At 67.4% G+C, this 21,251-nt stretch carries 15 protein-coding genes; 6 read left to right on the top strand and 9 right to left on the bottom strand.

Going from position 1 to position 21,251, the window contains the following annotated elements:
• Positions 1–61 precede the first annotated feature (61 nt).
• Both GOPIP_RS09390 and GOPIP_RS09385 read left to right on the top strand, forming a co-directional pair.
• Positions 62–790 (top strand): class I SAM-dependent methyltransferase, encoded by a 729-nt coding sequence (locus GOPIP_RS09390; protein ID WP_006369408.1) that lies wholly within the window; start codon positions 62–64, stop codon positions 788–790.
• A 334-nt stretch (positions 791–1,124) separates the two neighbouring features.
• Entirely contained in the window at positions 1,125–2,414 is a 1,290-nt protein-coding gene (locus GOPIP_RS09385; protein WP_006369407.1) for an HNH endonuclease signature motif containing protein, read from the top strand.
• Positions 2,415–2,912: 498 nt separating this feature from the next.
• Here GOPIP_RS09385 and GOPIP_RS29425 read toward each other — a convergent pair whose 3' ends face one another.
• From GOPIP_RS29425 to GOPIP_RS09345, 8 genes are all read right to left on the bottom strand, one after another.
• Positions 2,913–3,638 (bottom strand): hypothetical protein, encoded by a 726-nt coding sequence (locus GOPIP_RS29425; protein WP_133092136.1) that lies wholly within the window; start codon positions 3,636–3,638, stop codon positions 2,913–2,915.
• A 49-nt stretch (positions 3,639–3,687) separates the two neighbouring features.
• Positions 3,688–6,240, bottom strand: coding sequence for an ABC transporter permease (locus GOPIP_RS09375; RefSeq protein ID WP_006369405.1), 2,553 nt, complete (start codon positions 6,238–6,240; stop codon positions 3,688–3,690).
• Positions 6,241–6,243: 3 nt separating this feature from the next.
• Positions 6,244–7,152 carry an ABC transporter ATP-binding protein gene (locus GOPIP_RS09370; protein WP_108772654.1) on the bottom strand — a complete coding sequence of 303 codons (909 nt, stop codon included), beginning with the start codon at positions 7,150–7,152 and terminating at the stop codon, positions 6,244–6,246.
• 94 nt (positions 7,153–7,246) lie between these two features.
• A complete protein-coding gene (locus GOPIP_RS09365) occupies positions 7,247–8,275 on the bottom strand; it encodes an esterase-like activity of phytase family protein (RefSeq protein WP_006369403.1) in 1,029 nt (342 codons plus the stop codon).
• 55 nt (positions 8,276–8,330) lie between these two features.
• Positions 8,331–10,157: a phosphoenolpyruvate carboxykinase (GTP) gene (locus tag GOPIP_RS09360; protein WP_006369402.1), complete on the bottom strand. Its 1,827-nt coding sequence runs from the start codon at positions 10,155–10,157 to the stop codon at positions 8,331–8,333.
• A gap of 288 nt (positions 10,158–10,445) precedes the next feature.
• The gene (locus GOPIP_RS09355; protein WP_006369401.1) at positions 10,446–10,850 is read right to left on the bottom strand and encodes a DUF6802 family protein; all 405 of its coding nucleotides are present in this window, start codon (positions 10,848–10,850) and stop codon (positions 10,446–10,448) included.
• The gene (locus GOPIP_RS09350) at positions 10,850–12,412 is read right to left on the bottom strand and encodes a hypothetical protein (RefSeq protein WP_006369400.1); all 1,563 of its coding nucleotides are present in this window, start codon (positions 12,410–12,412) and stop codon (positions 10,850–10,852) included. The genes GOPIP_RS09355 and GOPIP_RS09350 overlap by 1 nt, the downstream gene beginning before the upstream one ends.
• On the bottom strand, positions 12,409–13,251 hold the full coding sequence (locus GOPIP_RS09345; protein WP_006369399.1) for a hypothetical protein: 843 nt from the start codon (positions 13,249–13,251) through the stop codon (positions 12,409–12,411). Before GOPIP_RS09345 ends, GOPIP_RS09350 begins: the two co-directional genes overlap by 4 nt.
• Positions 13,252–13,360: 109 nt before the next feature.
• Between GOPIP_RS09345 and trmB the strand changes: the two genes are divergently transcribed.
• From trmB to GOPIP_RS09330, 3 genes are all read left to right on the top strand, one after another.
• Positions 13,361–14,215, top strand: coding sequence for a tRNA (guanosine(46)-N7)-methyltransferase TrmB (gene trmB / locus GOPIP_RS09340; protein ID WP_373278832.1), 855 nt, complete (start codon positions 13,361–13,363; stop codon positions 14,213–14,215).
• Positions 14,212–14,937, top strand: coding sequence for an NYN domain-containing protein (locus GOPIP_RS09335; RefSeq protein ID WP_006369395.1), 726 nt, complete (start codon positions 14,212–14,214; stop codon positions 14,935–14,937). The genes trmB and GOPIP_RS09335 overlap by 4 nt, the downstream gene beginning before the upstream one ends.
• 114 nt (positions 14,938–15,051) lie before the next feature.
• Positions 15,052–18,636 carry an MMPL family transporter gene (locus tag GOPIP_RS09330; protein WP_006369394.1) on the top strand — a complete coding sequence of 1,195 codons (3,585 nt, stop codon included), beginning with the start codon at positions 15,052–15,054 and terminating at the stop codon, positions 18,634–18,636.
• Positions 18,637–18,640: 4 nt separating this feature from the next.
• Here the strand turns inward: GOPIP_RS09330 and GOPIP_RS09325 are convergent, their stop codons facing one another.
• The gene (locus tag GOPIP_RS09325; RefSeq protein WP_006369393.1) at positions 18,641–19,951 is read right to left on the bottom strand and encodes an AI-2E family transporter; all 1,311 of its coding nucleotides are present in this window, start codon (positions 19,949–19,951) and stop codon (positions 18,641–18,643) included.
• 112 nt (positions 19,952–20,063) lie between these two features.
• Between GOPIP_RS09325 and GOPIP_RS09320 the strand changes: the two genes are divergently transcribed.
• Complete coding sequence (locus GOPIP_RS09320; protein ID WP_006369392.1) at positions 20,064–21,239, top strand: lysylphosphatidylglycerol synthase transmembrane domain-containing protein; 1,176 nt, start codon at positions 20,064–20,066, stop codon at positions 21,237–21,239.
• Positions 21,240–21,251 lie beyond the last annotated feature (12 nt).

Below are 21,251 nucleotides of genomic sequence, written 5' to 3'. Positions count from 1 at the left end.
GTACCGACCGCGAGGTCGGCGTAGCGGTAGCATCCCGCCTGTGCCCGCACCGACCGCGAAGATGCGCCGACTCGCAACGCTCCGTCGCGCGGTCGGCCTCTTGTCGGACTTTCGGTACGAACAGACCGATCCCGCACGCTTCTACGGCGCCCTTGCCCGCGACACCGCGGCCATGGTCGGTGCGTTCGCGGACCTCGACGATTCGGTCATCCTCGACGTCGGCGGCGGCCCGGGCTACTTCGCCGACGCGTTCGGCGCGTGTGGCGCCCACTACCTGGCGGTCGAACCCGATCCGACGGAGATGCACGCGGGCGGACTCGAACATCGCGGCACCGTGCGCGCCTCCGGCCAGGCACTCCCCTTCGCCGACGACTCGATGGACGTGACACTGTCGTCCAACGTCGTCGAGCACACCTCACGGCCGTGGCAGATGTGCGACGAGATGATCCGCGTGACCCGCCCCGGCGGGCTCGTCATCGTCAGCTACACATTGTGGTGGGGCCCCTTCGGCGGTCACGAGATGGGCCTGACCCACTACGCGGGCGGCCACCGCGCCGCTCACTGGTACACCCGCCGACACGGACATCCGCCCAAGAACCTCTACGGCACTTCCCTTTTCGCGGTCACCGCCGCGGCCGGACTGCGTTGGGCCCGCAGCCGATCGGACGCCACGACGGTCATCGCCGCCTTCCCCCGCTACCTCCCGGCACTGTCCTGGTGGGTGCTGCGCGTACCGGTACTCCGCGAGATCCTCGCCACCAATCTCGTTGTGGTACTGCGCAAGAACTAGCACTACTCGACTCCCCGATCGTGGCGGCTTTCCCCCGCTGGTCGACGCCCCAACGGTCGAGCAGCGGCCTACCAGATCGTCGCGAGCCCCTCCCCCGATGGTCGAGGTGCGAGCCGCGTGCGGCGAGCCTCGAGACCCGGCGAGACAACAAGTATCGCAACCACATCGAAAGCAAGCCCGACGAAAACCGCATCACCTACCACACCCCACCGACAGAAAATCGTCGCCGAAACACGTTGTCCACAAGCAGAATTGATCAAAACAACTCTTGCGTCGAACACCCTGGCGATGTAGACTGGACCCATCACACCGATCAGCCACCGGGGAGGGGCCCATGATCGACACCACCGAAGCTCCCGACGCTGGAACTGTCGACGCCGAAGCAGTTTTCGCCGCCATCGTCACCCAGCTCAGCGACCTGCAATGGAATCCGGAGATGACCGGCCCACAGGCTTTCGGCGCGATGAAACAAGTCCTGTTGTTGCGGAACCTGGTTGATCACCACGCCACCACCCTCACCGGCGAACTGGACCGGCTGGGAGTGGCCGACCACAAGACCACCCGACTTCGGGAGTTGTTGATCAGCATGGGTTTCGCACCGGCCGTCGCAGGTCGGTACGTGCGGATCTCGGCCACCACCGATGTCGATCTGTTGTTGGCGCACGCGGCGGATGGGTCTATCTCGTCCGAACACGTCGATGCCATCGTCCACGGATTGGCGCACATCGACACCCGATGCCCCGAACCTATGGACACTGTCCAACGCTGTGAATTTCTGCGGAAACTCTTGTCGCACTATTTCGCCGGTTTCACTCCCGCCGAGATCAAACTCTACGCAAGGCAGTTGGGGAACGAGTTGGCGGCCGAAACGCCTGGCGGGTTACCGGCTGCGGAGGACAAGTCGATCAACTCCTACAGCGACCGCATCACCGACGACGGACGGTTGGAAATCTCGGCGAACCTCGACATCATCGCCGGCGAAAAGACACGGACGTTGATGGAAACACTGTCGGCGCCCAAGCCTCAGCCTGACGAGTCGCCGGATCCGCGGACACCCGAACAGATCTGTGCGGCCGCGTTCGAAACGATCGTGGAGTTGGCGGCACAAGGACTAGCGGACACCACCTTCTCGGCGAAACCGACCAACGGCCTGTTGTGGACCTGGTCGGCGGACAACCCGGCACTCGGTGGGGATTTGCAGAACATGGGTGCCATCACCGAAGCCACCGCGCGGATGTTGTCGTGTGACACCACGATCACCAAGATCATGCTCGACCCCAACGGTGTACCGCTCAGTGTTGGCGAGGCGAAACGCTTCTTCACCCCCGGCCAACGCAAAGCACTACTCGTCCGTGATCGCGGATGCATCAAATGCGGCGCGCACGCCGGGCGCTGCCAAGGACACCATTTGCACCACTGGGCCGATGGTGGTCCCACCGACCTCGACAACGGATGCCTGCTGTGCACCAGCTGCCACGATGATGTGCATCACCACGGGTGGGACATCATCATGGGCTTCGACCGGCACCCCTGGTTGATCCCACCCGCCAGCGTGGATCCGAAACGCCGACCCGTGCCGTCGTATCACCGTAGAACCATGCGACTCGCCGACGCCGCAGCCTGACCTATCCTGCCCCACTACCTGATTCCTTGCACCCGGCATCGCCGGGACCGCATCTGTTGTTTGAGAACTCCATAGTGAAATCCCCTCCCGATGGTCGAGGTGTGGTGCCGCCTGTGGCCCGGACTCCTTTCGGCACAAGGGGTCTCGAGGCTCGTCGCTGGCGCTCCTCACACCTCGACCACCGGATGGGTAGGGCTGGGGCATTCCCGCACGGGGAGGCTTCGACCACCGGATGGACGGCTCCCCTCCGATGGTCGAGGTGCGAGCCGCGTGCGGCGAGCCTCGAGACCGGCTGTGCCAGCGCTGGAACCGGGCCACCGTGGACCGGATACCTATCGGTGCAACGGGTCTCGAGGCTCGTCGCTGGCGCTCCTCGGCACCTCGACCATCGGATGGGGCAGGCGCAAGCCTCCATCGATGGCATCACCACCTGCGCCGGTGCTGGATTCGCACCACCACGGACCGGATACCTATCGGTACAACAAGTTGAAGCGATGGTCAGTTCGGCAGATCCGCCACGCAGCGGAGGAGGCCACCGTTGCTCGTAGTCGAGGTCAGCTGTTCGCGACCGTGCATGATGGTGCAGGTCACCGGACCGCGAACGACGATTGCGGTGAGTTCGGCCGAACCGCCGGTCACTGTCGTCGTCATCGACCACGGCGCGGCGGTGACCGGATCGATGACGAACTCCGAACCCTTGCGGTAGCGCACTCCGGCAACGTCACCGCTGCCGGTCAATTGGTAGACCACAGCTCCCGCGGGGACCCGCGAGGTGGTCGTCTCCTCCGTTGTCGTCTCGGTGGTGGCCGTGGTTGTGGGTGTGGTGGTCGAGGACGTCGCCGACACCGTACTCGTCGTCGTCGGCGACGCCGTCGAATCACCACCACCAGTGCTCCGGACGACGAGCACTGCGACGACCACGATCAACACCAGAGCCGCGATCACCGCAAGCGCCAAAATCAGGGTCCGGCGACCCCCACCACCGCCACCCCCGGACGGCGGCTCACCGTACGGTCCGGTGGGCGGCGGGCCGCCCGGCTCCTGACCATAGCCCTGCGTATAAGCCCCCTGCGGGTAACCCGACTGGTCATATCCCGTCTGGCCATACCCGGTCTGGGGATAACCCGAGTCGGGGTACTCCGCCGGATTCTGATCAGGGTCGAACGCACGCGTGTGCGGCGGCGGACGATTCGGGTCCCACGGATCTTCCGGTGGCTGAGTCATGCGCCGATTGTGCCAAACCGGGGCCGCCGACCCCGACAACCCGGAGAACTCATCCTTCGGCGATCGCCTCGAGCGGTTTCGTCCGCGCAGCCCGCACCGCGGGCCACAACGCGGCCAACACGCCGACCACGGCCGAGGCGAGCAGCGTCCAGCCCATCAAGCTCCACGGCAGCACCGGATCACCGAGCCCCCACCGGGCGAGCGTGCGCACCAGAGCCCATCCGATCACCGAACCCAGGACAACGCCGAGGACGGCCCCGTAGATCGCGATCAGCACCGACTCCAGATAGATCGTCCGTCTGATCTGGCTGCGCAGGGTTCCGATCGCGCGCAGCATGCCGATCTCGCGTTTGCGCTCCACCACCGACAGCGCGAGGGTGTTGATGATGCCGAGGACCGCGATGAGCAGGGCGAGACCGAGCATGGCGTACAACGTCGCGAGCATCTGATCGATCTGCTCGGAGATGCTGCTCTTGTATTGCTCGCGGGTCTCCACCTGCACCGTCAGATACCCCGACGTCGCGTTCTCGAGATCGGTGCGCAGGGTGTCGAGGTTGGTACCGGGCGCGGCCTTGACGAACAGCCCGAACGTGATCCGGCTCGTTTCCGGCATCACCTTCTCATATACCTGCGACCCGACCATCCACGGCTGCAGCGCCTCGTTGTCCTGGTACACGCCGGCGATCGTGACCGGCACTTGCGTTCCGTCCGCCGAGGTGAAGGTCAGGGTCTGGCCGCGTTTCCAACCACGCTCGTTGGCGGTGCGTTCACTGATGAACATCCCGTCGGCCGGCAGCTTGCTGGATGCGCCGTCGAGCATGTTCAGTACCGATACACCGTTGAGATCGCCACCGAGAGCGGCGAAGCCGGTCCGCGCCTGACCGTCGATACGCGCCGACACGATGCCGAACGACACGGCGTCGGAGATGCCCGGCACCTTGGTGACCGCCCCGGCCACCGACTCGGGCACCGGCGAATTGTTGGTGCCTGCAACGATGTAATCGGCTCGGATGCCTGCATCGACAGCCTGATCCACCGTTCCCTTGAACGAGGCGCCGAGCGTGCCGATCACGGCGACCAGCATCAGACCGAGGGTCAGCGCGAAAGCGGTTGCCGCGCTGCGCCGCGGATTGCGCACCGCGTTGGTGCGGGCCAACCGTCCGACCGTGCCGAACGGGGCGCCGATCACCCGGCCGAGACCGCCGACGATGGGTTTGGACAGTGCCGGTCCGGCCAACACCGACGCGACGATCGCCGCACCCGCGCCGATACCGACCACCACCGCGCGCAACAGTCCTGCGCCCATCGCGCCCCAGGCGATCGTACCGATGGCGATCAGCAAGAAGACGACGCCGACCAGCGTCCGATTCCGCAGCGGCGCAGCACCTTCGGTGACCCCGGCGCGCATCGCCTCCACCGGGGACACCCGTGCGGCCCGGACCGCGGGTACCCAGGCGCTGACCATCGTGACGACGATGCCGACGAACAGCGCGGCGAGCACCGCCCACACACCGACCTGCAGGGAGCCACTCGGCAGACCCGAGGCGGAGCCGACCACCGCCTTCAACACCGCGGCCAACCCGACACCGACACCGAGCCCGACCAGCCCGCCGATGACGCCGACCACGAACGCCTCGAAGAGCACCGAACGCGACACCTGACGCCGGCTGGCACCGATGGCGCGCAGCAGGGCGAGCTCACGATTGCGTTGCGCGACGATCATCGAGAAGGTGTTGTAGATGATGAAGGTACCGACGATGAGCCCGATTGCCGCGAATGCCAACAGGATTCCGGTGAAGATGGTCAGGAACTGGTTGACCTGGGCCTTCTCGTCCGCGCGCACCTGGTCGCCGGTGCGGACCTTGAACTGATCGGTGTCGACGAGGGCCGACACCCGCTTGGCGAGTTCGTCGGCGGACACCCCGGACACCGCAGACATGTCGACCACCGCGACATGCGAACCGTCGGAGAAGATGTCGGACGCGGTTTGCTGGTCGAACTGGACGTTGACGTACCCGCCGGTCGAGGTGGGCAGGTCGACGAGGCCGACGACAGTCACCTCCAACGGCTGCGTACTGCCTTGTCCGATCACGAGTTTCGTCTTCGATCCGACCTTCAGGCCGCCCTTGTCGGCGGCCGAGGAGTTGAGGACGATCTCGTTCTGCCCATTGGGCGCCCGGCCACCGGGCAGCAGTCTCTCCGAGGAAATCGCCTGATCCGGTGGGATGTAGGCGGTGGCGATACTCGGGGCGCCACCGGTCTGCAGCGCCTTGCCGTCGGCGCCGGCGATCGTCACCGGCCCCTGCTGGTTGGTGACGATCTTGTCGATCCCCAACTCTTGCTTACGCTCCCGGAGTTGGTCGACAACGCTGTCGGGCACCCCGTCGGAGGTCGATCGTTGCGGCGTGATCTCGACGGCCACGCCTTGCGCCGCACCTTCGAAGATCGAGTTGAACGCGTGGGAGATGGTGGAGGTGAACACGATCGAACCGGCGACGAACGAGGTGCCGAGGACGATCGAGAAGACGGTCAGGAACAATCGGAGCTTGTGCGCACGCAGGTTTCGCAGCGAGACCTTGCGCATCACCGATGATGCGGCCATGAGTCAGCGTGCCTCGTGGCGCCCACGGGGCGTTCCGTCGGTCGGGTCGACCGGGGCCGTGGCCTGCCCGGCAGCAGCTGCACCGGAATCCGTAGTGCCGGTGAGCCCGTCGACCGGTGTCACATCCCCTGGCTCGTCATCCCCCGGCTTGTCATCGAGGTGGCGCATGACCTCGAAGACGTCGTCGGCGGTCGGTCGGGTCAGCTCCCGCACGATGTTGCCGTCGGCGAGAAAGACCACACGGTCGGCGTAGGACGCGGCGCGCGGATCGTGGGTGACGATGACGACGGTCTGCCCGAATTCGTCGGTGGCCGCGCGCAGGATCGCGAGAACCTCTCCGGAGGAGCGGGAATCGAGGTTGCCGGTCGGCTCGTCACCGAAGATGATCTCGGGTTTGCCCACCAGTGCGCGGGCACACGCAACGCGCTGCTGTTGGCCACCGGACAGCTCGGTCGGCAGGTGATCGAGCCGATCCCCGATGCCGAGGCGACCGATGACGGTGTCGAACCATTCCTTGTCCACCGGCCGGCCGGCGATGTCGAGGGGCAGGGTGATGTTCTCGGCCGCGGTGAGGGTGGGCACCAGATTGAACGACTGGAACACGAATCCGATGCGGTCGCGTCGGAGCTTGGTCATCTCCTTGTCGGAGAGCCCGGTGAGGGCGACGTCACCGATGTAGGCGCGGCCGCCGGTGGCGTCATCGAGGCCGGCGAGGCAGTGCATCAGGGTCGACTTCCCCGACCCCGACGGACCCATGATCGCGGTGAACTGTCCGGCCGCGAATTCGATCGTCACGCCTCGCAGCGCGTGGACGGCGGTGTCACCTGACCCGTAGACCTTGGTCAGACCCTCGGATCCGGCCGCGGCGGCCGTGCCGCTCGGCTGCGTCATCTCTGCGTGCGCTGATGTCATGGCCACCACGGTGCCAGGTCGGCGCCCGAATGGCCATCGGGGTTGTCCCTGAACTCACCCCGGTCGCGGGCGCGGCCCGCATCCCCCGAGTGGCTCAGCGACGCGGGAAGCGCACCTCGATCGCGTGCACCCGGGTCGGGCCGGCGAACATGTTGTTGGTGACGACGTAGAGCATCCGCGCCCGATAGTTCTGTCCGCGGACGTCGGGAAGCCAATTGCCCCATGCCATTCCGGACATGTTGCCGGTCACCAGCTGCGGCAGCGGGTTGGCCGAGAAGACCTCGGTTTTGGGCATCGCCTTCTCGGAGCCGGAGAGCTTGGCCTTGCCGGTCACCGCGTCGGCGCCGCGGGTGGTGGCCCAGTAGATGCTCGTCACGCGTCCGCGACCGCGTTCGAGGACCAGGAAATCGGTGTTGTTGACGGCGATGACGTCGGCGGCGACCTTGCCCGGGTCGGTGCGGTAGACGTACTCGCTCTGCCCGCGACCCGATCCGAAGGTCAGCAGCCGGGCCGCGTTACCGGGGTCCTGGCGCAGCCCGCCGGCGGTGATCACGCTGATCTGTCCGCGCGGCCCGACGGCCACCCCGGTGAGACCGTTCTGCCCGTTGACGCCTGCGGTCCGGGTCGGGCGCCACGCAGCAGGCAACGGGAGATCTCGGACGAACGTACCGAACGGGCCGATCTGGCGAACGAACTGATGCGCCCCGCCGCTCACGACGACGTAGCCGCCACCGACCGACCGGATGCCCTCGAACTGTGCATCACCGGGCAGCAGCGGCAGATTGAGCGGGCTGAGCACAGTGCCGCCGCCGGTGAAGCGCGGGACGCCGAGCTGGCCGACCGATGGGTAGTAGTCGATGTGGGTGGTGTAGAACCGGGCGGGACCGGCACGCCCGACATCGGTCGAGATCATCGCGTAGTCGCCGTTGGCGGTCTGGTCGATTCCCGAAATAGCGCCGAAAGACGGTATGCCGGGCACTATCTCGGTGTCGACATATCGCGAGGTGACCATGGATTGGTCGGGAACCGGCGAACCGGGCACCGCCGTCGCCACGCCGGATCCGATGGTCAGCGTGACGGCGAGCGCCGAAACGAACGCTGCCCCCCACGAGCGAAGTCTCATAGGGGGCAACGATACCTCAGGAGTTCCGTGTCATCTCAACGGATGATCGAGGCTTTCACGCGAGGCGCTGTTTGAGCTGGTCGAGCTCATCGGACAGGCTCGTCGGCAGCTTCTCGCCGACGAAGTCGAACAGCTCCTCGATCAGCGGCAACTCGCGGCGCCATTCCTCGGGGTCGAAATCGAGTGCGGCAGCGAGGTCTTCGGCAGGCAGATCGAGACCCTCGACGTCGATCTCGTCGGGCTTGGCGACGATGCCGATCGGGGTGTTGACGCCCTCGTTCTCACCTTCGATGCGCCCGATGATCCACTTGAGCACGCGGCTGTTCTCGCCGAAGCCCGGCCACAGGAAGCGACCGTCGTCACCACGACGGAACCAGTTGACGTAGAAGACCTTCGGGAGCTTCGACGCATCGGCGTTCTTGCCGAGGTTGATCCAGTGCGCGAAGTAGTCGCCCACGTGGTAGCCCATGAACGGGAGCATCGCCATCGGGTCGCGACGGACGGTGCCGACCTTACCCTCGGCGGCGGCGGTCTGCTCGGAACCGACGGTGGCGCCCATGAACACGCCGTTCTGCCAGTCGCGGGCCTCGGTCACCAGCGGCACCGTGGTCTTGCGACGACCACCGAACAGGATCGCCGAGATCGGCACACCCTGCGGATCGTCCCACTCCTGCGCCAACGACGGGCACTGTGAAATCGGGGTGCAGTATCGCGAATTCGGGTGTGCGGCCTTGTGATCGGACGCGGGCGTCCAGTCGTTGCCGAGCCAGTCGGTCAGGTGCGCGGGGGTCTCGCCGCCGATGCCCTCCCACCAGATGTCACCGTCGTCGGTCAGTGCGACGTTGGTGTAGAGCGTGTTACCGGCCTCGATGGTCTTCATCGCGTTCGGGTTGGAGTCCTCGCTGGTGCCGGGGGCGACCCCGAAGAACCCGAATTCGGGGTTGATCGCGTAGAGACGGCCGTCGTCACCGAAGCGCATCCATGCGATGTCGTCGCCGACGGTCTCGGCCTTCCATCCGGGGATGGTGGGCTGGATCATCGCGAGGTTGGTCTTGCCGCACGCGCTCGGGAAGGCCGCGGCGACGAAATACACCTTGTTCTCCGGGCTGGTCAGCTTCAGGATCAGCATGTGCTCGGCCATCCAGCCCTCGTCGCGGGCGATGACCGACGCGATACGCAGCGCGTAGCACTTCTTGCCCAGCAACGCGTTACCGCCGTATCCCGAACCGTAGGACCAGATCTCACGATCCTCGGGGAAGTGGGTGATGTACTTCTCGGGGTTGCACGGCCAGGGCACGTCGGCCTGACCGGGCTCGAGCGGGGCACCCACCGAGTGCAGACCCTTGACGAAGAAGCCGTCGTCGCCCAGCGCCTCGAGAACCTTCGGGCCGACGCGGGTCATGATGCGCATCGACAGCACGACGTACTCGGAGTCGGTCAGCTCGACACCGAGCTTCGGGTCGTCGGAGCCGAGAGGGCCCATGCAGAAGGGGATCACGAACATGGTGCGGCCGCGCATGCTGCCCCGGTACAGCTCGGTCATCGTTGCGCGCATCTCGTCGGGATCGACCCAGTTGTTGGTGGGGCCCGCATCTTCGGCGGTCTTGGCGCAGATGAATGTCCGGGACTCGACGCGCGCGACGTCGGCGGGGTCCGACTTGGCGAGATACGAGTTGGGCTTGCGCTCCTCGTTGAGTTTGACCAGCGTCCCGGCCTCGACCAGATCCGCGGTCAGCCGCTCCCACTCCTCGTCGCTACCGTCGGACCACACCACCCGGTCGGGCTGGGTCAACTCGGCGACTTCGGCGACCCATGCCAGCAAACCCGCGTGTGTGGTGGGAGCGCTGTCTGGATCCAATCCGGGAATGGTTGCTGAGGTCATATCTCCTCCTCGGAGTTGGCCACCATCGATGGTGACCGGGGTACGGCGGCTTATCCCCAGGATACGGTCACCGAACGTCCGCTAGGTGGCGGGGTTAACAGATGCGGTATATGCCACATTTCCATAGGTCCACTTACGACAGCCGGCAAACCCTACACCGCCGTGACCTGGGAAATCGCCCCCGAAAGGCGGCTTGAGATGCTCACGAAAGTCCGATTCACCGCCCCCGTGGACGCCCCCGGCGGCCCTTGCGGAGCCCATCTGCGGGCCCGTTGGACGGCTCCGGAGTCAGTCGAGCCTGCCCGAATCGGTCGGTACCCAGGTGCGGCCGTCGGCGGCCAGCCGGTGCGCTTCGTAGTCGCCGTCGGACCCGATATGGGTGACGGTGTCGACGCGCCCGTCGTGATCGCGGTCGGTGTAGACGGTCATGCCGTCGGGGCCGGTCCGGGTCAACGAGTCGGCGACGCCGTCGGCGTCGGTGTCGACGTCGGCTGGACCGAGATCCCACACCCGACCGTCGTCGTACATCCACAGGTGGTCATCGGCGCCGGTGTCGGGTTCCTCACCGGGCAGCGGGGTGTCGGGAAGTCCGGCGAGATGGGCCGCGTCCTCGATCTCCGCATCGCCGTGCCAGAGCCCGGCCGCCGCGTCGTCGTCCGGGTCGCCACCCTCGCCCAGTACGAACGGTTCCATCACTGCTCACTCCTCGTGACCGCGGGTGCGGTGGTCGTCTCGGCCCGTGCCTTCGTCCGCGTCGCCTCGGCCAGCCGTGTCGCAACGGTGTGCCGCAACCCGGCCAGCCGGGCCGACTCCGCGGTGGCCCCGGACGGTTGCCCGGCGCGCAGCCGGCGTAGGGACGCGTCGATCTCGGCGACGTCGGCGGCGACTTGGCGGACCCGTCGTTCATGATGCCGGGTGATCTGCCCGGCCAGACGTGATTCGGCCTCGGTGCTCCGTGAGGCGATGCGTTGTTCGAGCCGACCACGAGCCTCCGTGAGGACCTCGGCCGAGAAGGACCGCAGATCGGTGCGTCGCGCAGCCGCCCGGCGAATCCGGATCACCCAGAACGCCACGGCCACACCGATCACCAGGGTCAACGGCATCGAGATCCACTGCAGCGTGTCCACCGCCGCCATCGGCGAGACGATCAGGCGGCCGACGCCGACGCCGGTGGACGCCCCGATGAGCACCATCAGCGCGTCCTCGGCGCCGCGACGACCGGTCGGCGGGGCACGACGCACCGCCGACACCGCCTGCCCCGCCGGACCGGCTCCGCGACCCGGCTCGTCGCCGTCGACGCCGAGCAACGCGGTGGCCCCGACGGCCTCGAGCCGGTCGTCGAGAACGGCGTCCACCCGGGCATTGACCTGTGCGATCTCGGCGTCGAGCCAGGTCAGATGGGTCGCCAGCTCGCCGGGTGTGGCGTGCGCACAGCGACGGTTCGCCGCGGCGAGCAGCGCCCGGAACCCGGTCTGTGCGTCGGCGATCGTGGCCGTGCGGACCCCGGCGACGCCCGCGCGGACCGCCGCGAGCCGGTCGGTGCGTCCGCGGTCGCGGGTGGCCACCAGAGTCCGTCGGCGACGCATCAGGTCGTCCGGGTCGGTGTGCACGGTGGCGGCCGACGAGAGATGGTCGTCGCGGATACGCCGGTCCAGCGCCGTCACACACGCCGCGAGCCGGGCCTGCTCGATGCGTTGCTCGATCGGGCGCATCTGACCCTCGTGCATCCAGGCCACCAGGTCGGTCAGGCCGGACTCGTCGACCGCGCCGGCCAGCGCAGCCGCCGCCGATACCGCGAACACCGGGAGTTCCTCGGCGGGATCGAGAACGGCGCGCTGTGCGCGCAACCGTCGCGGCCATTCCCAGAATGCGTCGATTCCGGTGCACACCAGGGCGACCGTGCCCACCTCGGTCCGCAACCGCACGAACAGCTCGACCTCGTCGGCATCGAGGTCCGACGACGGATCCAGCACCATCAGGCCCGAGCCGATCCCACCGGTTCCCAGGCCGGAACCGGTCGCCGAGATCGGTAGGTCGGGGGCGACCGCCGCGCAGGCGGCCAGCAGATCGTCGATGGCCGAACCCACCGCCCCGGCCACCACGATCGAAGCCCCGGGCTCCGGCATGCTCGTCGCGTCGAATCCCGTCGCCTGCCACACCTGGTGGTAGATCCCGTCTGGGGTGATTCCGTCTGGGGTGATTCCGTCTGGGGTGATCCCGTCTGGGGTGATCTGCTGCGCAGCGGTGGCGTTCACCGAACCACCTCCGGCACGCGCAACAGCTGCTCGATCCCCTCGCGAGCGACGCCTGCAACCGCCAGACCCTCCAGACGATCGCGAACCACGCCCTCCCGACGCCCACGGACCTCGTCGACGCACGCGGCGACCGTCGGGACGAGCGCCTCGATGCCACTGAGCCGGTGCAATGTCGCATTGAGACCGTCGACGTCGGCCACCACACCCGCACCCATCAGGTCGAGAGCGGTCTCGATACCGAACCGGTCGAGGCGCCGCAGCAGACCACGTCGCAGGGTGCGTTCGCGTCCGCCGGGATCGCCGACGAGGAAGTGTCCGGCCATCGACGGCATCTGCTCGTCGCGGGCGACGAGGTCGGCGAGAAAGGTCCATTCCGCCTCGGTGACATCGGCGCAGGCGAGAAGCGCCGAGACGGCAGTGACCGGTCGGCCCAGTATCCGGGCGGCATCGGCCGCTGCGTGCGCGGCGTCGCGCGGATCGGGGTGGGTGTCGGCCTTGCCGAGGACAACGATCGTGCGCTCGGCGGGCAACGACGCCAGGATCTCGTGGTCGGCGGGGCGTACGGCGGCCACGATCACGTGCACCCAGAGGTCGGCGCCGTCGATCGCGTCGGGGTCCTCGCCGGGGCCGAGCGCGCCGACTCGCAACCGCTCCCGCACCGCCCGCGTCATGGTGTCGCGACCGGTGCCCGGGCGGCCGGTGACCGCGATCGTCAGGGCGCGCCGGTGATCGCGCGCCGCCGCCGACACCTCGGCGCGCACCGCGCCGGGCAGGGCGTCACACACCGCCGACGAAGCGCCATCGAGCACCTGCGCCAGCTCACCACGTCGATCGGTCATTCACCTCTCCCCCACATCTCCCCTGGTCTGGCAGCCTAACCCGGACAAGCCCGACGTGCGGCACAGAAATACACAGGCCCAGGGTGTCGAGGATGACCTCTCCACGGCGATAGGACACGATGGACCGGTGAACACTGACCGACCGGTGCCCCCTGCCGCCGACGCCACCGGGCGTGAGCAGGGTGAATCCATTCGGGACCAGCCCGCCGGTGAGTACGTCGATCGGTCCCGGCTGTACCCGCGGGTGACGAGCTTCCGGTTCCGGCGCGGCACCCTGACGCCCAACCAGCAGCGCAATTGGGAGACCCTGTGGCCCCGGCTGGGCCGCGATCTGGCCACCGGTGCCGATCAGACGCCGGAGCCGCCGATGGACATGGCCGCCGCGTTCGGCCGGGACGCGCCGCGGGTCCTCGAGGTCGGCAGCGGCACCGGGATCTCGACCGCGGCGATGGCGCAGGCCGAACCCGACGTCGACGTCGTCGCCGTCGAGGTCTACAAACCGGGGCTCGCGCAGCTTCTCGGCCTGATCGATCGGGGCGGTCTCACCAACATCCGGATGATCCGCGGTGACGCACTGGTGGTGCTGCGGGAACTGATCGCACCGCGCAGTCTCACCGGTATCCGGGTTTTCTTTCCCGACCCGTGGCCCAAATCCCGCCACCACAAACGCCGTTTCATCCAGCGCGGCACCGTCGAGTTGATGGCCGACCGCCTGGTCGACGGTGGGATCCTGCACATCGCCACCGACCACGCCGACTACGCCGAGTGGATCGCCGAGATCCTGGCCACCCAGGACCCGGCCGCGCCGCACGTGGTGCCGGCGACCCGCCCGACACCCATCTCGCTGAGCCGTCCGACGACGAAGTTCGAGGGACGCGCCGAACGCGAGGGCCGCGACGTCAACGAGTTCGTCTACGTCAAGCCGCCGCAGGACCCACCCACCAGGGCCGAGGAGAATCGATGAACGACGCCGCACCGACCCCGCCCGGCGGTCGATTCGCCGACACGATCGCCGGCCAGAGCGGCGCCCCGCGCATGCTCCTGGTGTGGGACGCACCGAACATGGACATGGGTCTCGGCGCGATCCTCGGCGGTCGGCCGACCGCGGCGCACCGCCCACGTTTCGACGCTCTCGGGCGGTGGATGCTGACCCGCACAGCCGATCTGTCCGGTCGACGCGCGGCCGGCGACGTGGAACTCGACACAGCCGCCGACGGCTCGGCGGCCGGGCATCCCGTGGAACCCGAGGCGACCGTGTTCACCAACATCGTGCCTGGTAGCGCCGATGTCGTGCGGCCGTGGGTGGAGGCCTTGCGCAACGTCGGCTACGCCGTGTTCGCCAAGCCCAAGGTGTCCGAGGACAGCGACGTCGACTCCGACATGCTCGACCACATCGAGTTGCGCAGGCACACTGTGGGGTTAGCCGGACTGATCGTGGCGTCTGCCGACGGGCAGGCGTTCCGGGAACCACTGTTGGAGATCGTTGCCGACGGTGTCCCGGTCACCGTGATCGGGTTCCGCGAGCACGCCAGCTGGGCGTTGACGACCGACGGACTCGAGTTCGTCGATCTCGAAGACATCCCCGGTGTGTTCCGCGAACCGTTACCGCGTATCGGCCTGGACTCGCTGCCCGACGAGGGCGCGTGGCTGGCGCCGTTCCGGCCGCTGTCGGCGCTTCTCCGGTGAGCCGGGTGGCACAACCGCAGTAACGAGGCGTCGGGGGCCTCACGAGCAGTACCTCAGGGAGAGCTCAGGAGGCGCTGCGACAATTCTTCCCCGGACTTTCAGAAAGGACTCGGCGTGTTCGGAGCCATCGGCACATTCGTCTATCGGATGCGCTTCGCCGTCATCGCCGTCCTGGTGGTGTTGATGGGCGGACTGGGGCTCTACGGCCTCGGACTCAGCAAGCATCTCAGCCAGAGCGGGTGGTTCGATCCGACGTCGCAGTCGTCGAAGGGTTCGGTCGTCGCCGACACCGCCCTCGGCCGCGATCACCGCTCCGACGTCATCCTGCTGATCACCGCCCCGCCCGGCACCAAGGTGACCGACCCGCAGATCAGCACGAAGGTCGAGAAATTCGTCGACGACCTGCTGACCAAATATCCGACGGTCGTGCAGCGCGCCTACAACGGCGACACCTCCACTCCGGAGGGCGAACAGTCGGCGCTGCGGAACAACCAGCAGGTCATCGACCCGTTCTTCACCCCGACCGATGCCGCGGGCAAGGCCGCGCAGGACATCGTCAGATCCCGCACGATCACCCCTGATCAGCAGCGGGCGTTCATCAGTATCGGTGTCGCCGGCAACGACGACACCACGGTGCTCAACAACTTCAAGACGATCGAGCCATTCTTCGACAACATCGCGCAGCGCTACGACCTACCGGCCGGCACCACGTTCCAACTCGCCGGCCTGCAGCCGGTCGCCGGAGCCATGGCCCGCGGCATGGACGCCGACATCCACCGCGCCGAGATCATCGCCCTGCCACTGGTCGCGCTGATGTTGTTCTTCATCTTCGGTGGTGTCATCGCCGCCTGCCTGCCGGTCTTCATCGGCGGTCTGACGATCGCCGGCTCGCTGGGCATCATGAACGCGATCGCCCAGGTCACCGAACTGAACATCTTCGCCCAGTCGGTCGTCACCCTGATCGGTCTGGGCATCGCCATCGACTACGGGCTGTTCATCGTCAGCCGATTCCGAGAAGAACTCGCCGAAGGGTATTCGACGAAAGCCGCGGTACGAAGAACCGTGATGACCGCCGGTCAGACGGTGGTGTTCTCGGCGACGATCATCGTCGCCGCGATCGCGTGTCTGCTGATCATGCCGCAGGGCTTCCTCAAGTCGGTGGCCTACGGCGCGATCGCGTCGGTGTCGCTGGCGGCGATCCTCTCGATCACCGTGCTGCCCGCACTCCTGGGCATCCTCGGGCCGCGCGTCGACGCATTCTCGCTGCGCTGGATGCTCTCCTACACCCTGTTCCCGATCGTGCGGAAGTTCTCCCCGTCGGGCGCCGATCGGCTCGACCACCGCGTCGCCGACCTCACCGGCCGCACCAAGTCGCGGGAGGAGATCGAGAACGGATTCTGGGGCCGGCTCTCGGGCTGGGTGATGAAGCACCCGGTGGCCACCGCGGTACCCACCGTCCTCTTGCTGCTGGTATTGACGATCCCGTTCGGTGGCATCAAGTTCGGCGGTATCAGCGAGCAGTACCTGCCGCCGGACAATCCGAGCCGGGTCGCGCAGGAGGCTTTCGACAAGTACTTCCCGACCGAACGCACCGAGGACATCAAGCTCGTCATCATGTACGACGAGAACAACTCGTCGGCGGGTAATGCGATCTCGCAGATCGCCGACGAGGCCAACAAGGTCCCCGGCTTCACCAAGAAATTCAGCTCCTCCGCCGACGACGGCGCCCTCACCGGCAGCTACGGATCGTCGGGACTACAGGTGCTGCAGATGTCGGCGGGCCTGGTGAATCGGGACACCGCGGGTGAGGCGATCAAGGATCTGCGCAAGATCGATGTGCCCAGCGGTATGCGCATGTGGGTGGCCGGCACGCCGGCGCTCACGCAGGACTCCATTGATGCTCTGCTGCAACGACTTCCGTTGATGGCACTGATGCTCGTGCTGATCACCGGGCTGCTGATGTTCTTGGCGTTCGGGTCGGTGGTGTTGCCGATCAAGGCGGCGTTGATGTCGGTGCTGGGTCTCGGCGCCACGCTGGGCATCCTGACATGGATCTTCGTCGACGGCCATGGTGCCGGCATCGCCAACTTCACCCCCGGCCCGCTGTTCGCCGCGGTACTGGTACTGATCATCGCCATCGTGTTCGGCCTGTCCACGGACTACGAGATATTCCTGTTGTCCCGCATGGTGGAAGCGAGACAGCGCGGCGCGTCGACCACCGAGGCGATCCGCGTCGGCACGGCGCTGACCGGTCGCATCATCACCGCGGCCGCCGCCATTCTCGTGGTGGTGACCGGCGCGTTCGGCCTGTCCGAGATCGTGATGATGAAGTACATCGCGTACGGCATGATCGCCGCACTCATCTTGGACGCCACCATCATTCGCATGCTGTTGGTGCCGTCGGTGATGAAACTGCTCGGCGACGACTGCTGGTGGGCACCGCGCTGGATGCGCACGCTGCAGCGCAAGATCGGTCTGGGCGAGATCATTCTCGACGAGGAACCCGACGACAAGCGTCCCGACGCCATCGCCCCACGCGCGATCAGTGCGGGCACCCTGGTCTCGGAGGTCCCGACATCGGTGATGGCCGCAGCGCCGTCGGCGGCGGGTACGCGACGCCGCGCCGGGCGGGCCACCCCGCAAACCGTGGAACCGGGCGGACCCCGCAGGCCTGCCGCACCCGCATCAGCCGCACCCCCATCAGCGCCGAACCGCGCACGGGCACAACGGGTTCCCACCCAGAAGGTTCCGGCGCAGAAGGTTCCGGCGCAGAAGGTTCCCACACCGCCGGCCACCGCACGACGCGGTCCATCCGCACCTCCGTCGGGTGACATGCCTGCGCCGCGCATGACGACCGGCCCCCGTCCGGGGGCACCTCGGCCGGTGGCCTCGGCGCCCGCCGACGCACCGCCGGCCCCGCCGCGGCGCTACTCGCCGAACACACAGGACCGCCCCGATACCGGTGGGTGGAGCCTCGGCGAGGGCGGCATCCGCCTCAGTGCACCCGGACCGGTCGCAGGCGCAACGGAATCGCCCAGCGCGCCAAACACTTCGGGCGCCCCGGGCACGTCGGGCGCAGCACGTTCGCAACCACCGAGTACTCCGCAACCACCGAGCGCGCCGCGCCCCCGAACCGCACCGCCGGCGACAGGCCGGCCCCAGCCGGGCACTCAATCGCAGCCGGGTCACCGTGCACGTCCCGACCTGACCCGCCGTCCGCCGACACCGCCCTCGGGACCTCCACCCGGCAGCGCGAGTGGGCCACAACCGGGACCGGGATCACCGCTGTCGCGTCGGCCCGAGCTCGACCAGACCGGCCAGCGTCCGCTGGCCGCATCGTTGAGCCCGGAGGAACGCTCTCGACGCGGTCGCCCGGCCCCCACCGAGGCACGTCCCGACCGCCCCTCCCCCATGGATCGTGGTCTGTCGCAGGGATCGTCGCGGCTGGTGCCGCCACGCGCCGTCAGTGATCCGACCACCGCGGACCCGACCACCACGGCCGACGTCCCCGATCCGGCCGCACCCGGTCGTGCCGGACCCGATCGCTCGGGTGCGCCGTCCGCCGACGACCCGCGAGCCAGCTCGCCGGGCCGTGACCGGACGGCATCGGATCGTCATGCCCGCGACACCGAGGACGATGATCGGATCAGCGTGCACGATCTGCTGCGTCGCAGCCGCAGCGGCCAGACGGGCGACTGAGACCTCAGGGCTTGCGGCCGGAATCGGAATCCTTGCCGCCGGAATCCTTGGGGCTTGCGTCCTTGCGATCGGGGTTCCCGCGGTCCGGCTCCGGCTCGTTGCGGTCGGCTTCCGCATCGTCGTCGCCGATCTCCTCGGCGAGTTGTTCGGCGTCGACGATCGCCTGATCGAGATGTAATCGATCCCAGATCGGCGGATCGGGTGCCGCCTCGAACCCCTTGTCGCCCTTGATCACCTCGGTGAGCGGGGTGCCGCGCAGATAGCGGATCGCGGTGTTGGCGAAGGCGATCACGGGCACGGCGAGCAGACCGCCGACGATTCCGGAGGCGACGATACCCGCGCCGATCCCGAGGACCACGGCAACCGGATGCAGTCGCACCGAACGGCCCATCAGGAACGGTTGCAGCACATGCCCTTCGAGTTGCATGACGCCGACGAGGATCGCCAGCACGATCACCGCGGTCAACCAGCCCTGGGTGACCAGCGCGATGATCACCGCGAGGGTTCCGCTGATCAGCGCACCGACGATCGGGATGAAGGAGAACAGAAAGATCACCGTGGCCAGCGGAAGCGCCAGCGGCACACGGAGAATCGCCAGGCCGATCCCGATGCAGACGGCGTCGACGAGCGCGACCACAACGGTCGCACGCACATACGCCACCAGCGTGCCGAAACCGGCGACCCCCGCCGCGACGACCTTCTCCCGGGAGCCGCGCGGGATCAGATGCGCGCAGAACTCCCAGATCTGACCGCCCCCGTAGAGGAAGAAGATCATCAGGAAGATCATCAACAGCAGGCCGGTGACCAGCTCGGTGGCGGTGGTCGCGGTGGCGAGTGCGCCACTGGCAAGCTTTGCCTGATTGTGCTGCATCAGGTCGATGATGTTGTTGCCGAGATGGTTGACCTGAGAGGGATCGATACCCAATGGACCGTCGGTCAACCACTTTCGCGTCTGGTCGACCGTCGACACCACCTCATTGGTCAACTGCGGGAACCCACTGACGAAGGCGCGCCCGACAAAGGTCAGCACACCCGCGACCACGCCGAGCGCGGTGAGCATCACGATGACGACCGCCAACGACCGCGGAACCCGACGGCGATTGAGGAAATCGACGGCGGGCACCAAGAACGCCGACAGCAGGATCGCCAATGCCAGTGGCACCGTGACCTCGTCGAACTTCTTGAACAACCGACCCACGACGTAGATCGCCGCCAGGATCAGCAGAAGCCGCCAACTCCACTCGGCCGCCTTGCGGACCATCGGATGTACCGACGACCGGTCGAGGTCGGCCAGACCCCGACCCGGCTGGGACACACCTGGCTGGGACACACCTGGCTGGGACCCGTCGTCACCGTCGCCGGACGCGGAGCCCGCCGGGGAACCATCGTTCACAATTGTCAGCGTAGCGGTCGTTAGGGTGATGGCTATGTCATCGGAGCATTCGTCGGTCGGCGCGCATCCGGCACTGCGTCGCCGATTCTGGTGGCTCCGATGGGTATTGCTCGCGTTGGTGATCGCGATTCTTGCGGTCGAGGTGGTGCTGATCTGGCCGAAACTCGAGCAGGTCTGGCACCGAACCGGCGATCTGGACTGGGTGTGGCTGGTGGCGTGCATCGTCGCGGCCGTGCTCTCGATGGACAGCTTCGCCCAGGTCCAGCGAGCGCTGCTGAGCTCGGCCGGGGTGCGGGTCCGGCAATTGCAATCGCTGGCGGTGGTGCTGGCGGCCAACTCGTTGTCGCAGACGATGCCCGGCGGTCAGGTGCTGGCGCCGGCATTCACCTATCGCGAAACCCGCAAGTGGGGTGCCACACCGGTCGTCGCGTCCTGGCAGGTGGTGATGTCGGGGTTGCTGGCGGGCGTGGGTCTGGCCGTCCTCGGTTTCGGCGGCGCGGTGCTCGCCGGCGCCAAGACCAACCCGTTCTCGCTGATGTTCTCCATCGTCGGTTTCGTCGCCGTCGCACTCGTCCTGCAGTACCTGGCCACCCACCCCGAGTCGCTGCAGTCCACCGGCGAACGGGTTCTGGGCTGGTACAACCATCTGCGCAACAAGCCCGAGGACTCGGGTCTGGAGCGATTCAACGAGGTCCTCGAACAGCTCCGCGCAGTGCAGTTGACCCGCCGCGACACCACCATCGCGTTCGGCTGGAGCCTGTTCAACTGGGTCACCGACATCGCATGTCTGATGTTCGCGTGCTGGGCGGTCGGCGTGCACCCGTCGATCTCGGGGGTGATGGTCGCCTACGCTGCCGGCAAGGCGGTGGGCACCGCGGTGCCGCTACTGCCCGGTGGGATCGGTGTCGTCGATGCGGTCCTGGTGCCGGCGTTGACCACCGCGGGCATGCCGGCCGCGGACGCGCTGACCGCCGTGCTGGTCTATCGGATCGTCAGCTACGTGCTGATCGCAGCCATCGGGTGGGTCGTCATCCTGGCGAAGTTCCGGACGGGCATCCGCGACAAGGGCGAACTCGAGGCCACCTACGACCGCGAACGCGAGATGGTGATCGACGAGCTCGAGGAGCACGACGAGCCCGGCACATCCGACCAAACACCGCGCGCCGAGGGCCGCCCGGATCCTCCGAATGACGGAGCGAGTTCGGCCTGACGAGGATTTCGG

Source organism: Gordonia polyisoprenivorans NBRC 16320 = JCM 10675 (genome assembly GCF_000241325.1).
Taxonomy (GTDB): Bacteria; Actinomycetota; Actinomycetes; order Mycobacteriales; family Mycobacteriaceae; genus Gordonia; species Gordonia polyisoprenivorans.
Note: the sequence above shows the minus strand (reverse complement) of the source record. Positions and strands in the feature narration are given on the sequence as shown.

Excerpts from the sequence above, each read along its gene's own strand:
- GOPIP_RS09375 (WP_006369405.1), bottom strand. The coding sequence starts at position 6,240 with ATGGCCGCATCATCGGTGATGCGCAAGGTCTCGCTGCGAAACCTGCGT.
- GOPIP_RS09365 (WP_006369403.1), bottom strand. The coding sequence starts at position 8,275 with ATGAGACTTCGCTCGTGGGGGGCAGCGTTCGTTTCGGCGCTCGCCGTC.
- GOPIP_RS09345 (WP_006369399.1), bottom strand. The coding sequence starts at position 13,251 with ATGACCGATCGACGTGGTGAGCTGGCGCAGGTGCTCGATGGCGCTTCG.
- GOPIP_RS09385 (WP_006369407.1), top strand. The coding sequence starts at position 1,125 with ATGATCGACACCACCGAAGCTCCCGACGCTGGAACTGTCGACGCCGAA.
- GOPIP_RS09355 (WP_006369401.1), bottom strand. The coding sequence starts at position 10,850 with ATGGAACCGTTCGTACTGGGCGAGGGTGGCGACCCGGACGACGACGCG.
- GOPIP_RS09360 (WP_006369402.1), bottom strand. The coding sequence starts at position 10,157 with ATGACCTCAGCAACCATTCCCGGATTGGATCCAGACAGCGCTCCCACC.
- GOPIP_RS09390 (WP_006369408.1), top strand. The coding sequence starts at position 62 with ATGCGCCGACTCGCAACGCTCCGTCGCGCGGTCGGCCTCTTGTCGGAC.
- GOPIP_RS09320 (WP_006369392.1), top strand. The coding sequence starts at position 20,064 with ATGTCATCGGAGCATTCGTCGGTCGGCGCGCATCCGGCACTGCGTCGC.
- GOPIP_RS29425 (WP_133092136.1), bottom strand. The coding sequence starts at position 3,638 with ATGACTCAGCCACCGGAAGATCCGTGGGACCCGAATCGTCCGCCGCCG.
- GOPIP_RS09335 (WP_006369395.1), top strand. The coding sequence starts at position 14,212 with ATGAACGACGCCGCACCGACCCCGCCCGGCGGTCGATTCGCCGACACG.
- GOPIP_RS09370 (WP_108772654.1), bottom strand. The coding sequence starts at position 7,152 with ATGACATCAGCGCACGCAGAGATGACGCAGCCGAGCGGCACGGCCGCC.